We start from the raw sequence: 14,045 nt of genomic DNA on the forward strand, positions 1-14,045 counted from the left end.
CCCTGCTCCGGCGGCTGTACTGCCCGTCGCGGTCGGGGGTGTCGCCCCATTCGACAAGTCGGCGGTCGATACCCGTAGGCATCGACCGCCGACTCACTGCTGTTCCTTACTTGCCGACGATGAGCCCGTCACCATCGGGCGTGACCGTCACCTTCACCACGTCGCCGTCGGTAACCTCGCCCGCCAGTAGCTCTTTGGCGAGGGTGTCACCGATCGACTGCTGGATCAGCCTGCGCAGCGGCCGCGCGCCGTAGACCGGGTCGTAGCCGCGCACGGCCAGCCAGAACCGGGCCGAGTCGCTCACGTCCAGCTTCAGCCTGCGCTGCGACAGCCGCCTCTGCAGCTGGTCGAGCTGGATGTCGACGATGTGCTCCAACTGCTCCTCGTCCAGCCCGTGGAACATCACCACGTCGTCGAGGCGGTTGAGGAACTCCGGCTTGAACGCCGAACGCACCGCGTTCATCACCAGGTCGCGATCGCCACCCGCACCGAGATTGGAGGTCAGGATGAGGATGGTGTTGCGGAAGTCCACCGTGCGGCCCTGGCCGTCGGTGAGCCGTCCCTCGTCGAGCACGGCCAGCAGGATGTCGAACACATCCGGGTGCGCCTTCTCGATCTCGTCGAACAGCACCACGGTGTACGGCCTGCGCCGCACCGCCTCGGTGAGCTGACCACCCTGGTCGTAGCCGACATAGCCGGGCGGGGCACCGACCAGGCGCGCCACCGAGTGCTTCTCGCTGTACTCGCTCATGTCGATCCGGACCATGGCGCGCTCGTCGTCGAACAGGAAGTCCGCCAACGCCTTTGCCAGCTCCGTCTTACCGACACCGGTCGGGCCGACGAACATGAACGAGCCGGTCGGCCGGTTCGGGTCCGCGACACCGGCGCGCGCCCGGCGCACCGCGTCGGACACCGCCTGCACCGCCTCGGTCTGGCCGACCACCCGCCTGCCGAGTTCCTGCTCCATCCGCAGCAGCTTCTGGCTCTCGCCCTCGAGCAGCCTGCCCACCTGGATACCGGTCCAGGCCGACACCACCTCGGCGATGTCGTCGGGGCCGACCTCTTCCTTGAGCATCACTTCGCCGTCGGCCGCTGTGCCGGAGACCTTTTCGGCCTCGACGAGTTTCTTCTCCAGCGCCGGGATGGTGCCGTAGCGCAGCTCGGCGGCCTTGCCCAGATCACCGTCGCGCTCGGCCCGTTCGGACTCGCCGCGCAGCGACTCCAGCTCCTCCTTGAGGACGCGGACCTGATCGATGGCGCTCTTCTCGTTCTGCCAGCGGGTCATCAGCTGGTTCAGCTTCTCCCGGTCGTCCGCGAGTTCCGAGCGCAGCTTCTCCAGTCGCTGCTTGGAGGCCTCGTCGGTCTCCTTGCTCAGCGCGACCTCTTCGATCTCCAGGCGCCGCACCGCGCGTTCGACCTCGTCGATTTCCACTGGGCGCGAGTCGATTTCCATCCGCAGCCGCGACGCCGACTCGTCGACCAGGTCGATCGCCTTGTCCGGCAGGAACCGGGAGGTGATGTAGCGGTCGCTGAGGGTGGCGGCGGCCACCAGCGCGGAGTCGGTGATGCGCACGCCGTGGTGCACCTCGTAGCGCTCCTTGATGCCGCGCAGGATGCCGATGGTGTCCTCCACCGACGGCTCGCCGACCAGCACCTGCTGGAAGCGGCGCTCCAGAGCGGCGTCCTTCTCGATGTGCTTGCGGTACTCGTCCAGCGTGGTCGCACCGACCAGGCGGAGCTCGCCGCGGGCCAGCATCGGCTTGATCATGTTGCCCGCGTCCATCGCGGACTCGCCGGTGGCACCGGCGCCGACGATGGTGTGCAGCTCATCGATGAACGTGATGATCTGTCCCGCACTGTTTTTGATGTCCTCGAGCACGGCCTTGAGCCGCTCCTCGAACTCGCCGCGATACTTCGCGCCCGCGACCATCGCGCCGAGGTCGAGCGACACCACGGACTTGCCGCGCAACGACTCCGGCACGTCACCGGCCACGATGCGCTGGGCCAGGCCCTCCACGATCGCGGTCTTGCCGACGCCGGGCTCGCCGATCAGCACCGGGTTGTTCTTGGTGCGGCGGCTCAACACCTGGACCACACGCCGGATCTCGGTGTCCCGGCCGATCACCGGGTCGAGCTTGCCCGCCCGGGCGGCCTCGGTGAGGTTGGTGGAGTACTTCTCCAGCGCCTGGTAGCTGCCCTCGGGATCGGGGCTGGTCACCCTGGCGCTGCCGCGCACGGCGGTGAACGCCTCACGCAGCGCGTCGGCACTCGCGCCGTACTTCTTCAGCAGCATCGTCACATCCGAGTCGCCGGCGGCGAGGCCGACCATGACGTGCTCGGTGGAGACGTACTCGTCGCCCAGCTCGGTGGCCAGGCGCTGGGCCGCGGTGATCGCGGCCAGGGCCTCGCGGCCGAGTTGCGGAGTCGTGGTCGCGCCGGTCGCGCTGGGCAGCCGGTCCACGATGTCCTGGGCCTCGCGCCGCACCGTCGCCGGGTCGACGCCGACCGCCTTGAGCAGCGGGGCGGCGATGCCGTCGGTTTGATCAAGCAACGCCACCAGCAAGTGGGCAGGCCGGATCTCCGGGTTGCCCGCGGCGGAGGCCGCCTGCAGCGCGGCGGTCAGGGCCGCCTGGGTCTTGGTGGTGGGATTGAACGAGTCCACGAGTCACCTTCCTACTGGTCGATTGTGCTGGCGCCGAAGCCTGATCCGCACGAATCTCGCGCGGCTCCGCGCCGTTCTCTCCATCCAACGTGGGAAAGGTTGAGTCTGTTCCGCTCAAGTTTAGAAATTTTCGCCGCGTCTGCACGGTACCGCCGCGACACCCTGCCAATGCCGCGAATCACAGCGTCCATGCGGTATGGATGCATACGATGACCTTTGTCGTTAGTTGATGCATCACTCTTCAGCCCGATTCAAGGAGCGAATGGATGCGCGCGATCGTCGTACGGAAGTTCGGAGCCGCACCCGAGTTGACCGACATGCCGGTCCCCGAGCCCGGACCGGGCGCGGTGCGGGTGCAGCTCGAGGCGGCAGGCGTCAACCCGTTCGACGCGAAAATGGCCGACGGGATACTGGACGGCAAGCTGCCGCACGACTTTCCGATGATCCTCGGGGTGGACGGCGCGGGCACGATCGCCACCGTCGGCCCCGGCGTCGGCCACTTCGCCGTCGGCGACCGGGTGGTCGGCAAGTTCCTGACCCCACCGGCCGGCCACGGCTCCTTCGCCGAATACGCGGTCATTCCCGAGGGCGGCACGCTGGTGCATATCCCCGAGGGCGTGCCGACCGTCGCGGCCGCGGCACTGCCCACCGCGGGCGTCACCGCCCAGGACATGGTGGACGCCACCAAGATCGAGCCCGGCCAGACCGTGCTGATCGTCGGCGCCACCGGCGGCGTCGGCTCCTTCCTGGTCCAACTCGCGAACATGGCGGGCGCCGACGTCATCGCCACCGCCCGCGGCGAGGTCGCCGACCAGATGACCCGGCTCGGCGCCGCCGAAACCGTCGACTACACCGCGGGGCCCGTGCGCGACCAGGTCGCCGCCGCCCACCCCGACGGCGTCGACGTCCTCTACGACCTGGTGAGCCCGCCCGAGGTCCTCGCCGACCTGACCACCCTGGTCCGCGACGGCGGTACCGTCTACTCCACCATCTGGTCCGCCGACGAAGACGCCCTGCGCACCAGAGGCATCCGCGGCGGCAACATCCAATCCAGCGGCGGCGCACCGGAATTGGCCCGACTACTGGATCGAGTGGCCGAAGGCGACGTAGTGGTCCCGATCGACGCCACCATCCCGCTCGCCGACGGCACCAAGGCCATCGGCGCGGCGGGCGCCCGCGGCAAAACGGTCCTCACCATCTAGCCTGCACGCTGCCCGGTAACCAGCCGACCAAACGCCCTCGGTAAACACCCTGCCCGAACGGGCCGGGCAATCCGACAGATAACCTGTCAGCAGCGGCCGAAGCTCCAGCGAGGCCGTATCCCACCCGCGCGGCGCATGCCGCGCGAGCGCCGGTGAGCAAGCCCTGTGGACATGACAGGCTCGCGCCCTAGCCGAGCGCCGACGAGGCGTCGTCACAAGCAGGTTGTGCATACCAACACGACCACGGCTTTTTCAGGGATACTGATCGCGAGGACGGCCGGTTACGGATACGTCCCCGGGCAGAACTGAGGGAAAGGAAGCTTCGCGTCGTGGATGCGCGTTCGGCTGCGCTGGTCCGCGCCAACTTCCGTTCGGTGATCGAGTCACCGCACGGACCCGAACGGTTGGTCAGTGCGTTCTACGGTCATTTGTTCGCCGAGAACCCGCAACTGCGTGAACTGTTCCCGCCTGCGATGGAAATGCAGGCAAAGCGGATCGTCACCGCCATCCAGTACGTGCTCGATCACCTCGAGGACTGGGGGCGGGCGCAGAAGTTCCTGGAGCAGTTGGCCCGTGACCATCGCAAATACGGAGTCGACGCGGCGCACTACGACGCCGCGGGCCGGGCCTTGCTTTCGGCGTTCCGCGCGTACAACGGCATCGGGACCTGGCATCGCGGGCTGGAGGAGGGCTGGCGCGACATCACCATCCTGATCTCGGCGTCCATGGCCATCGGCGCGAACTCCGACAAGTCCCAGCCGTACTGGGAGGCGACCGTGGTCGGTCATCGCCGGGTGCTCGAGGACCTGGCCATCGTGCGGTTGCAATCGGAGAGCCCGATCCCCTATCAGGCCGGCCAGTACGTGCCGCTCACCGTGCCGCAGCGGCCGAAGATGTGGCGCTACTTCTCGCCCGCGATCCCGGCCAACCCGTACGGCGAGATCGAGTTCCACGTCCGCAAGATCCGCGGCGGCTGGGTGAGCCCGGCCATCGTGAACGAGACCAGGGTCGGCGACCGCTGGCAGATCGCCGGGCCGCTCGGCGGGCTGCACGTGGACCGGGACAGCGGCCGCGACGTGCTGCTGATCGGCGCGGGCACCGGCATCGCCCCGCTGCGTGCCCAGCTGATCGAGATGGGGCAGCGCGGCATCAACCCGCGGGTGCACTTCTTCATCGGCGGCCGCTACCCCTGCGATCTCTACGACGTGGAGAACATGTGGCAGCTCTCGCAGAGCAATCCGTGGCTCACCATCGTCCCGGTCTGCGAACAGAAGACCAATCCGTGGTGGTATCCGCATCCGCCGCAGGAAGAGCCGTACGGCATGCACCGGCGGCTGATCGGTAACCTGGGCGCGGTGGTCGCGAGCTTCGGCGCCTGGGCGGACCGGCAGATCCAGATCGCCGGGTCGGCGAAGATGATCGCGGACACCCGGCGCGCGTTGATCGCGGTCGGAACTCCGGAGCACATCATCAGCTCCGACCCTGTGTGACGAAGGAGGCCCCCATGGGGGACCCCAGTGCGCTCGGTAATGGCGCACCCCTGCAGACCGAGTGGACCGCTACGGTCGTCGGGCACCATCGAATCCGCCACGACCTGGCGGTGATTCGCCTGATCGGCGAGTTCGTCCCGTTCCTCGCGGGCCAGTCCGTCGAGGTGACCGTGCCGCAGCAGCCGAGCATGCGGCGCAGGCTGTCCCCGGCGCTGCCGCCGTCGCTGGACGGCAAGCTGGAGTTCCATGTGCGCACGGTGCCCGGCGGCTGGTGCAGCGGTTCGATCGTGGCCGACACCCGCCCCGGCGACGAATGGCAGATCCGTGCGCCGTTCGGCAGGTTCGCGATCGATCCGGCGGGCGATGAGGTGGTGATGATCGCGGGCGGCACCGGCCTGGCCCCGCTGCGGGCGCAGATTCTGGACCTGGCGCGCGAGCCGGAGCCGCCGCACACCTATCTGTTCTTCGGCGGGCACACCCCGCGCGACCTGTACGCCTCGGACATGCTGTACCTGCTGGCCGGTGAATTGCCGTGGCTCACGGTCATTCCCGTGGTGGAGAGCCCGGACGACCCGAGCTGGGAAGACGAGTGGTACGAGCGCAGCCGGGTGAAGATCGGCTTCCCGCTGGACGAGATGCTCTTCGGCACGCTCGCCGAGGTGGTCGGCTCGCACGGCGCGTTCGACAACCATCAGGTGCTGGTGTGCGGCTCCCCCGCCATGGTCAATGCCACGGTGGATCGCCTGCTCGCCACCGGAACTCCGGCGGAGCGGATTCAGTTCGAGGGCGTGTGATCGCCTGCCCTGCCGGAATCCGGCCGCGGAACTGGGCGCGACCGGATTCCGACTGAGCCCGGGATAACGGGAGGGGTCGAAATCCCGGACGGCCGGTCAGAACAGCGGGTCGTGGCGGATGTTCTTGGTGAGCGTCCCCGCGGCCATCATGCGGAACTTGGTGGTCTGCACCATCGATGGGGAGCCGACGATCTGCACGTCCCGGTCGGCCCAGGCGCCGAAGCTGGCGACCACCTTGCCGATCTGGCCGGTCAGCCGCGGCTCCAGGCCCGCGTGCGCGGGCGACAGTTCACCGGATTCGGTGTACCACCAAGGGTTTTCGTCGTGTTCGGTGACCGGTGTGACGGTCAGCCAGCGGTTGCTGACGGCCAGGCTGTTCAGTGTGTCCAGGTCGTAGAGGTCGCACGGATGGTGGCCGCCGACGAACAGGTGCACCTTCGGGTTGGTGCGCCGCTGTGCCATCGCCATCAGCTGGGCGCGCAGCGGCGCGATGCCGGTGCCGCAGCCGACCATCAGCATCTTGCGCTTGGTGTTGCGCGGAATGCCGAGGCCGCCGAGCGGCGAGCCGAGCAGCCACTGGTCGCCGACCGCGGTCTGGCCGACGATGGCCGAGCTGACCCAGCCGCCGAGCACGCCGCGGACGTGGAACTCGATCTCCCCGTTGGCATTCGCGGGCACGGCGGGCGACATGTAGCGCCACATCCGCGGCCGGGCCGGTATCTGCACGCTCAGGTATTGACCGGCGGCGTATTGCATCGGCTGGTCCAGTTGCAACCGCAGCACGGTGAGATTACGCAGCACGTTGCGGCGTTCCATCACGGTGCCGGTCCAGACCGGTGGCGTGGTTTCCTTCTCCGCCGCGCCGATCATGGTCTCGCCGATGATCTTCAGGCCCTCGTCCCAGGCCCGGTCGACCTCGTCGGTCCACATCTCGGTGCCCGCGTACACCTGCATCGCGGTCTTCAGCGAGACCGCGACCGCCGTGTAATGCGCGGGCTGCACACCGTATTTGCGGTGATCACGACCGAGCTGAGAAAGGAAGGGCAACAGCTTGTTCGGCTCCTCGAGCCGATCCAGGGCATAGGCGATGGCCTTGACCAGGCGGTCTCGCTGTGCGTCCATGGCTGCTGGAAAGAAATCGCGGACTTGGGGGTAGTCGGTGAATAGGATCGCGTAGAACGATCTCGCTAATTTCTCCGGCCCCCCTTCCTCCGCAGCAACCGCCTTGAACGTCGTTCTGATCAAAGCGACAGTCCGCGAATCCATTTGTGTCACAACCCCATTTCGCACTCGAACACAAACTGTGCCGGCGAGTGAGGTGCTGCGGGACACTCGTCAGCAGCCGTTGCCAAGGAGTGTAGGCGAGGTTTGCCAGGAGCGGAATCCTCCGTTTAAACAACAAGCGTGTAATTCCTCGGAAACGAGGACACCCGGCGTAAAACACTCATGAAACAGACTGGCAGACCGCAAAAACTGGATGAAATCGGTCACGGATACACCGAATTTGCAAGACTCGTTATGCAGTCTTCGCTTCGATGGCGATCTCAGAGCGACCGTGCGGCAACACCACTGGACACCCGACCGACTGAGTCGGGCCGTGCCGCACGCCACGCCACCGGGGCTCCCGATGAAACTGACCAGTCGGCTATCGACCGAAAACGGCCGACCTGATGCGCTGTCGCACACCGAGTCTCGGCTTACCGTTGGCTAACCTCCGAAATGCCGAGTGCGGCATGACTTCGGGCCGCTGACCTCGGCGCATGATCAATATGCCGAGGCCCGCGGCCCGATAGTTAGCTAGCCGTATTCAGTATTGTTGCGGCACTGTTGTTCGCTCAAATACCACGGCGATTACGCGGTTGCCACACCACCAGTGCGGTACTGCGTTGCGGCGGCGAAAGATCGGGCCGATAGCCCGCTCGCAACCGATCCAGCTCGGCCGATAGTTCGGCGACGCGCTGCTGCAATTCCTCGACCTGATTGGTGAGTTCGATGATGCGTTTGATGCCCGCCAGGTTGACGCCCTCGTCCTGAGACAGCCGCTGCACCTCGCGCAACAGCTCGACGTCCCTGGTCGAGTAGCGTCGCCCGCCGCCCGAAGTCCGTTGTGGCGTAACCAGTCCCAGACGGTCATACGTGCGCAGGGTCTGCGCGTGCATGCCCGCCAGCTGGGCCGCCACCGAGATCATGAAGAACTCGACGCGCGACGAACCGCCGCCCGCCTGCTTCGGATCATTGGACATCAAGCACCTGCCCATCCTGCCCGTGGGTCGAAGCCGCTGGCCTTCTCCGCCTCCGCGAAACGCCGAAGCGCCTCGGCCGCATTGTCGTCCAGCTTCTGTGGCACCGCGACCTTGACGGTGACCAGCAGGTCACCGGCGCCGCCGCCGCGCTTGGGCACGCCACGACCGCGCACCCGCAGGATGCGGCCGTCCGCGGTGCCCGGCGGCACCTTGACGCCGACCCGCCCCTCCAGGGTGGGCACGGACACCGTGGTACCGAGCACCAATTCGCTGTAGCTGACCGGCAGCACCAGGGTCAGGTCGTCGCCGTTGCGGCCGAAGACCTTGTCCTGGCTGACGTGCACGCTGACGAACAGGTCGCCCGACGGCGCGCCGCGCAGGCCCGCCTCGCCCTGACCGGCCAGCCGAATCCGTTGTCCGTCACTGACCCCCGGGGGAATCCGCACCGTGATGGTGCGCGTGCGGTTCTGGATGCCGCTGCCGTGGCAGTCGACGCACGGGTCGTCGATGATCGAGCCGGTGCCCCGGCAGTCATCGCACGGCTCGCTGAAGCCGAACGCGCCCTGGTTGCGGCTGATGATGCCGGTGCCGTTGCAGTGCGGGCAGACCCGCGGGCTGGTGCCGGGCTTGGCGCCGCTGCCGTGACACGTGGTACACGGCGACGGACTGGTCATCCGCAGCGGAACCGTGACGCCCTGCGCGGCCTCGCGGAACCCGAGGGTCGTCTCGGTCTCCACATCGGCCCCGCGGCGCGGCCGGCTCGTCGTGCGCTGGCCGCCCCGGTTGAACAGGCCGCCGAGCAGGTCACCGAGGCCACCGTCGCCGGCGTTCGCGCCGCCGAAGATGTCACCGATGTTGAAGTCCTGCGAAAAGCCGCCCGGCGCACCGGGAGTGAACCCGCCGCCGCGTGGATAGCCGCCGCCCGCGAACAGCTTGCGGGTCTCGTCGTACTCCTTGCGCTTGGCCGGATCCGACAGCACCGCGTGGGCTTCGCTGACGGTCTTGAACCGCTCCTCGGCCTTGGTATCACCGGGATTGGCGTCCGGATGCAGATCGCGTGCCAGCTTGCGGTACGCCTTCTTGATCTCGTCCTGCGAGGCGCCGGAGGAGACACCCAGTTCCTTATAGAAGTCCTTTTCGATCCACTCCCGTTGACTCACCGGATATCTCCTCCTCTCGCGTCTTATTACTGTTTGTTCGCGCCGGCATCAGCGTCCGATGCCTCGCTCGGATCGGTGCCGGCCGCATCGGCCACGCCATCGGTTACCCCGACCAGCGCGTGCCGAAGCACCCGATCGCCGAACCGATAGCCCTTGCGCATCACGATGCCGATCACCGGGTCGTGCCCGGAGCCCTCGTGCTGCACGGCCTCGTGCAGGGTCGGGTCGAAAGGCTCACCCGCCGAACCGAATTCCTCGAGCCCCTGCTTGTGCAGCGCGGTGGCCAGCTTGTCGGCCACCGACTTGAGCGGTCCGTTGTCCAGGTCACCGTGCGCCCTGGCCCGATCGAGATCGTCGAGCACGCCGAGCAATTCGGTGACCACGGCGGACTTGGCGGTGTCGATCGCGGTCTTGCGATCGCGTTCGACGCGGCGCCGGTAGTTGGCGTACTCCGCGGTCAGCCGCTGCAGGTCGGCGGTGCGCTCGGCGAGTTCCTTGCTGATGGCGTCGGCCAGCAGCTCGGCCCCCTGCGCGGTACCGATGATGGACTCGGTGCCGTTCCCGGCGTCCTGGCCGGAGCCGGCGGCGTCTTGCGCCGCCGGCTCGCGAACCTCACCGGTCTCCGGGTCGATCTTGCGATTGTCCACGAAGGTGATCGGCTCTTGCTCGGAGTTGCGCTGCTCCGAATTGTTGCCGTGGGTCACTTCTTCTCCGTGTCCACCGGCTCGTCGACAACCTCGGCGTCGACGACCTCGTCATCGGCGTCGGTCGCCGAGGAGCCATTGCTGGACGCGGCCGACTCGTTGGCCGACGACTCGTAGATGGCCTGGCCGAGCGCCTGCGACTCGGTCGCCAGCTTCTCCACGGCCGCCTTGACCGCGGCGATGTCGGTGCCCTTGAGCGCCTCGTTCGCCTCGGCGATGGCCGCCTCCACCTTGGACTTGATGTCCGCGGGGACCTTGTCCTCGTTCTCCTTGATGAACTTCTCGGTCTGGTGCACCAGCGACTCGGCCTGGTTGCGGGTCTCGGCCTCCTCGCGGCGGGCCTTGTCCTCGGACGCGTGCTGCTCGGCGTCCTTCACCATCCGGTCGATCTCCTCCTTGGACAGGCCGGAGCCGTCCTGGATCTTGATCGTGTTCTCTTTGCCGGTGCCCTTGTCCTTCGCGGTCACGTGCACGATGCCGTTGGCGTCGATGTCGAAGGTGACCTCGATCTGCGGCACGCCGCGCGGGGCCGGCGGGATGCCGGTCAGCTCGAACGAGCCGAGCAGCTTGTTGTGCGAGGCGATCTCGCGCTCACCCTGGAACACCTGGATCTGCACCGAAGGCTGGTTGTCGTCGGCCGTGGTGAAGGTTTCCGAGCGCTTGGTCGGGATGGTGGTGTTGCGCTCGATGAGCTTGGTCATCACGCCACCCTTGGTCTCGATGCCCAGCGACAGCGGGGTCACATCGAGCAGCAGGACGTCCTTGACCTCACCCTTGAGCACACCGGCCTGCAGCGCGGCGCCGACGGCGACGACCTCGTCCGGGTTCACGCCCTTGTTCGGCTCACGGCCGCCGGTCAGTTCCTTGACCAGCTCGGAGACGGCGGGCATGCGGGTGGAGCCACCGACGAGCACGACGTGGTCGATATCGGCGACATTGATGCCCGCGTCCTTGATCACGGACTGGAACGGCGCACGGGTGCGGTCGAGCAGGTCCGAGGTGATCTTCTGGAACTCGGCGCGAGTCAGCTGCTCGTCGAGGAACAGCGGGTTCTTGTCCGCGTCGACGGTGATGTAGGGCAGGTTGATCGAGGTGCTCTGCGAGGAGCTGAGCTCGATCTTCGCCTTCTCGGCGGCCTCACGCAGCCGCTGCAGCGCCATCTTGTCCTTGGTCAGGTCGATGCCCGCACTGGCCTTGAACTTGTCGACCAGCCAGGTCACCACGCGCTCGTCCCAGTCGTCGCCACCGAGGTGGTTGTCACCGGAGGTCGCGCGGACCTCGACGACGCCCTCGCCGATTTCCAGCAGCGAGACGTCGAAGGTGCCGCCACCGAGGTCGAAGACCAGGATGGTCTGTTCCTTGTCGCCCTTGTCCAGGCCGTACGCCAGCGCGGCCGCGGTGGGCTCGTTGACGATGCGCAGCACGTTCAGGCCGGCGATCTGGCCGGCTTCCTTGGTGGCCTGCCGCTGGGCGTCCTCGAAGTACGCCGGCACGGTGATGACCGCGTCGGTGATCTCCTCACCGAGGTAGGCCTCCGCGTCGCGCTTCAGCTTCATGAGCGTGCGCGCGCTGATCTCCTGCGGGGTGTACTTCTTGCCATCGATCTCGACGGTCCAGTCGGTGCCGATGTGGCGCTTGACCGAGCGGATGGTGCGGTCGACGTTGGTGACGGCCTGGTTCTTGGCCGGCTGGCCGACCAGCACCTCGCCGTTCTTCGCGAAGGCGACGATCGACGGGGTGGTGCGCGATCCTTCCGAGTTGGCGACGACGACCGGTTCTCCGCCTTCGAGTACGGCGACGACCGAGTTCGTGGTCCCGAGGTCGATTCCGACCGCACGAGCCATTGTTGTTCCTCCTATTTGACGTACTTACTGGTGTCGGTGCTGGGCAAGTGTCGCCCTACGGCCAGGTCGCCCTGTGCCGTGAGACCTCGCCCCAGCACCTGACGGAGCACGGTCCCAGCAACGCTGAGCGTGGTCGGCTCAATCCTGCCCCCAATTATCACCGGGAGTCAACTCAAACTTGAGTCCGACACACTCAACACTGTCGAATAGCTCAACGGCCGACCGACGAGGATCATTCCCGAACGCCGACCCCAATTTCGTCCGTTCGCGATTCTCGTCTCCCGGACCCACCCGGGCCACCCGTGGTGCAATAGCTCCCGCTGCGGGCGAGAGGAGTCACGGTGTCGACGAAGACGCGGTCATGGTGGGGGTGGGGCAACGTCGAGGACGCGGTCGACGGCGCGGAGCGGGCGGCGCTGACGGCGCGGGTCGCGGCGATCCTGCCCGGTGCGGATCTGACCGCGCACGAGCCGCCGACGATCGAATCGCTCGCACTGCCCGCGCCCCGGGTCGCCGCGCCGGACGCGCTCGCCGAGTTGGTTTCCGTGGATCCGGCCGATCGGGCGGCGCACGCGCACGGGCAGGCATTTCGTGATGTGGTGCGAAATCTGCTGAGCGACGTGCGAACTCCGCCTGATCTCGTCGTCCGGCCGCGCACCGAGGCCGATATCGTCGATGTGCTCGATTGGGCGAGTCGCGCCAAGATCGCCGTAATCCCTTTCGGCGGTGGCACTTCCGTGGTCGGCGGGGTGGAGCCGCGACTCGACGGCGATTTCGCCGGTGCGGTGAGCCTGGATCTGGCCGCGCTCGATCGCGTGCTCGAGATCGATCCCACCAGTCGTGCCGCACGAATTCAGGCCGGCGTGTTCGGGCCGGCGCTGGAAGACCAACTGCGCGAAGCGAAGCTGACCCTGCGGCATTTTCCGCAGTCGTTCGAGTTCTCCACGCTCGGCGGGTGGCTGGCCACCCGGGCGGGTGGGCACTTCGCGACGCTGTACACCCACATCGACGACCTGGTGGAGTCGATGCGGGTGGTGACGCCTGCGGGTATCAGCGAATCCCGCCGGTTGCCCGGTTCCGGCGCCGGGCCCGCGCCGGACCGGATGTTCCTCGGCTCCGAGGGAACGCTCGGTGTGATCACCGAGGCTTGGGTGCGGTTGCAGGACCGGCCGCGGTGGCGCGCAACGGCTTCCGTGCACTTCGCCGACTACGGCCGCGCGGTCGCCGCCACTCGCGCCATCGCACAGTCGGGGCTGTATCCGACCAACTGCCGACTGCTGGATCCGGCCGAGGCCTTCCTCAATGCCGGTGCGGCGACCGCGGGTGGAGTGCTGGTACTCGGCTTCGAATCCGCGGATCACCCGACGCGGCCGTGGATGGAGCGCACCGTCGAGATCGCCGTCGAGCACGGCGGCACGTTGCCGGAACCCGTGCGCTACTCGGATTCGGATACGAACACGCACAGTGGCGGTACGGCCGACACCTGGCGCTCGTCGTTCCTGCGCATGCCCTACCAGCGCGATGCCCTTGCCGCGCAGTCGATGATCACCGAAACCTTCGAAACCGCCTGCACCTGGGACAAATTCGAAGCACTGAAGGCTGCCGTGACCGCCGCGGCGAACGACGCGATCCGCGCGGTGGGCGCGACCGGCGTGGTCACCTGCCGGTTCACCCACGTCTATCCGGATGGGCCCGCCCCGTACTTCGGCATCTACGCCACGGGCCGCTGGGGCAGCACGGTCGCGCAGTGGGATGAGATCAAAGCCGCTGTGTCCGAGGCACTCTCGGCCGCAGGCGGGACGATCACGCATCACCATGCGGTGGGCCGGGATCACCGGCCCTGGTACGACAAGCAACGCCCGGAACCGTTCGCGCTCGCGCTGCGCGCGGCCAAGTCCGCCCTCGATCCGGCGGGCATCCTGAATCCCGGTGTGCTGCTCTGAATT

10 protein-coding genes are annotated in these 14,045 nt (G+C 67.4%); 4 read left to right on the forward strand and 6 right to left on the reverse strand.

The window, feature by feature from the left end; genetic code table 11:
* Positions 1-106: 106 nt before the first annotated feature.
* On the reverse strand, positions 107-2,662 hold the full coding sequence (clpB, locus tag ACFWF1_RS00770) for an ATP-dependent chaperone ClpB (RefSeq protein ID WP_379284180.1): 2,556 nt from the start codon (positions 2,660-2,662) through the stop codon (positions 107-109).
* Between the two features lie 266 nt (positions 2,663-2,928).
* Here clpB and ACFWF1_RS00775 point away from each other — a divergent pair, with 266 nt between their 5' ends.
* From ACFWF1_RS00775 to ACFWF1_RS00785, 3 genes are all read left to right on the forward strand, one after another.
* The gene (locus ACFWF1_RS00775) at positions 2,929-3,864 is read left to right on the forward strand and encodes an NADP-dependent oxidoreductase (protein WP_379284179.1); all 936 of its coding nucleotides are present in this window, start codon (positions 2,929-2,931) and stop codon (positions 3,862-3,864) included.
* 329 nt (positions 3,865-4,193) lie between these two features.
* The gene (locus tag ACFWF1_RS00780; protein WP_379284178.1) at positions 4,194-5,354 is read left to right on the forward strand and encodes an FAD-binding oxidoreductase; all 1,161 of its coding nucleotides are present in this window, start codon (positions 4,194-4,196) and stop codon (positions 5,352-5,354) included.
* Positions 5,355-5,368: 14 nt separating this feature from the next.
* Positions 5,369-6,148: an FAD-binding oxidoreductase gene (locus ACFWF1_RS00785; protein ID WP_379284176.1), complete on the forward strand. Its 780-nt coding sequence runs from the start codon at positions 5,369-5,371 to the stop codon at positions 6,146-6,148.
* Positions 6,149-6,244: 96 nt separating this feature from the next.
* Here the strand turns inward: ACFWF1_RS00785 and ACFWF1_RS00790 are convergent, their stop codons facing one another.
* From ACFWF1_RS00790 to dnaK, 5 genes are all read right to left on the reverse strand, one after another.
* A complete protein-coding gene (locus tag ACFWF1_RS00790) occupies positions 6,245-7,414 on the reverse strand; it encodes a globin domain-containing protein (protein ID WP_379284175.1) in 1,170 nt (389 codons plus the stop codon).
* A 569-nt stretch (positions 7,415-7,983) separates the two neighbouring features.
* Positions 7,984-8,391 carry a heat shock protein transcriptional repressor HspR gene (locus ACFWF1_RS00795; RefSeq protein WP_379284174.1) on the reverse strand — a complete coding sequence of 136 codons (408 nt, stop codon included), beginning with the start codon at positions 8,389-8,391 and terminating at the stop codon, positions 7,984-7,986.
* The gene (gene dnaJ / locus ACFWF1_RS00800) at positions 8,391-9,551 is read right to left on the reverse strand and encodes a molecular chaperone DnaJ (protein ID WP_379284173.1); all 1,161 of its coding nucleotides are present in this window, start codon (positions 9,549-9,551) and stop codon (positions 8,391-8,393) included. The genes ACFWF1_RS00795 and dnaJ overlap by 1 nt, the downstream gene beginning before the upstream one ends.
* Positions 9,552-9,577: 26 nt before the next feature.
* Entirely contained in the window at positions 9,578-10,255 is a 678-nt protein-coding gene (gene grpE, locus ACFWF1_RS00805; RefSeq protein ID WP_379284172.1) for a nucleotide exchange factor GrpE, read from the reverse strand.
* Positions 10,252-12,099, reverse strand: coding sequence for a molecular chaperone DnaK (gene dnaK, locus ACFWF1_RS00810; RefSeq protein WP_379284171.1), 1,848 nt, complete (start codon positions 12,097-12,099; stop codon positions 10,252-10,254). The genes grpE and dnaK overlap by 4 nt, the downstream gene beginning before the upstream one ends.
* A 341-nt stretch (positions 12,100-12,440) precedes the next feature.
* Between dnaK and ACFWF1_RS00815 the strand changes: the two genes are divergently transcribed.
* The gene (locus ACFWF1_RS00815) at positions 12,441-14,042 is read left to right on the forward strand and encodes an FAD-binding oxidoreductase (RefSeq protein ID WP_379284170.1); all 1,602 of its coding nucleotides are present in this window, start codon (positions 12,441-12,443) and stop codon (positions 14,040-14,042) included.
* Positions 14,043-14,045: the final 3 nt, after the last annotated feature.

Source organism: Nocardia sp. NPDC060255 (assembly GCF_042727395.1).
GTDB lineage: Bacteria > Actinomycetota > Actinomycetes > Mycobacteriales > Mycobacteriaceae > Nocardia.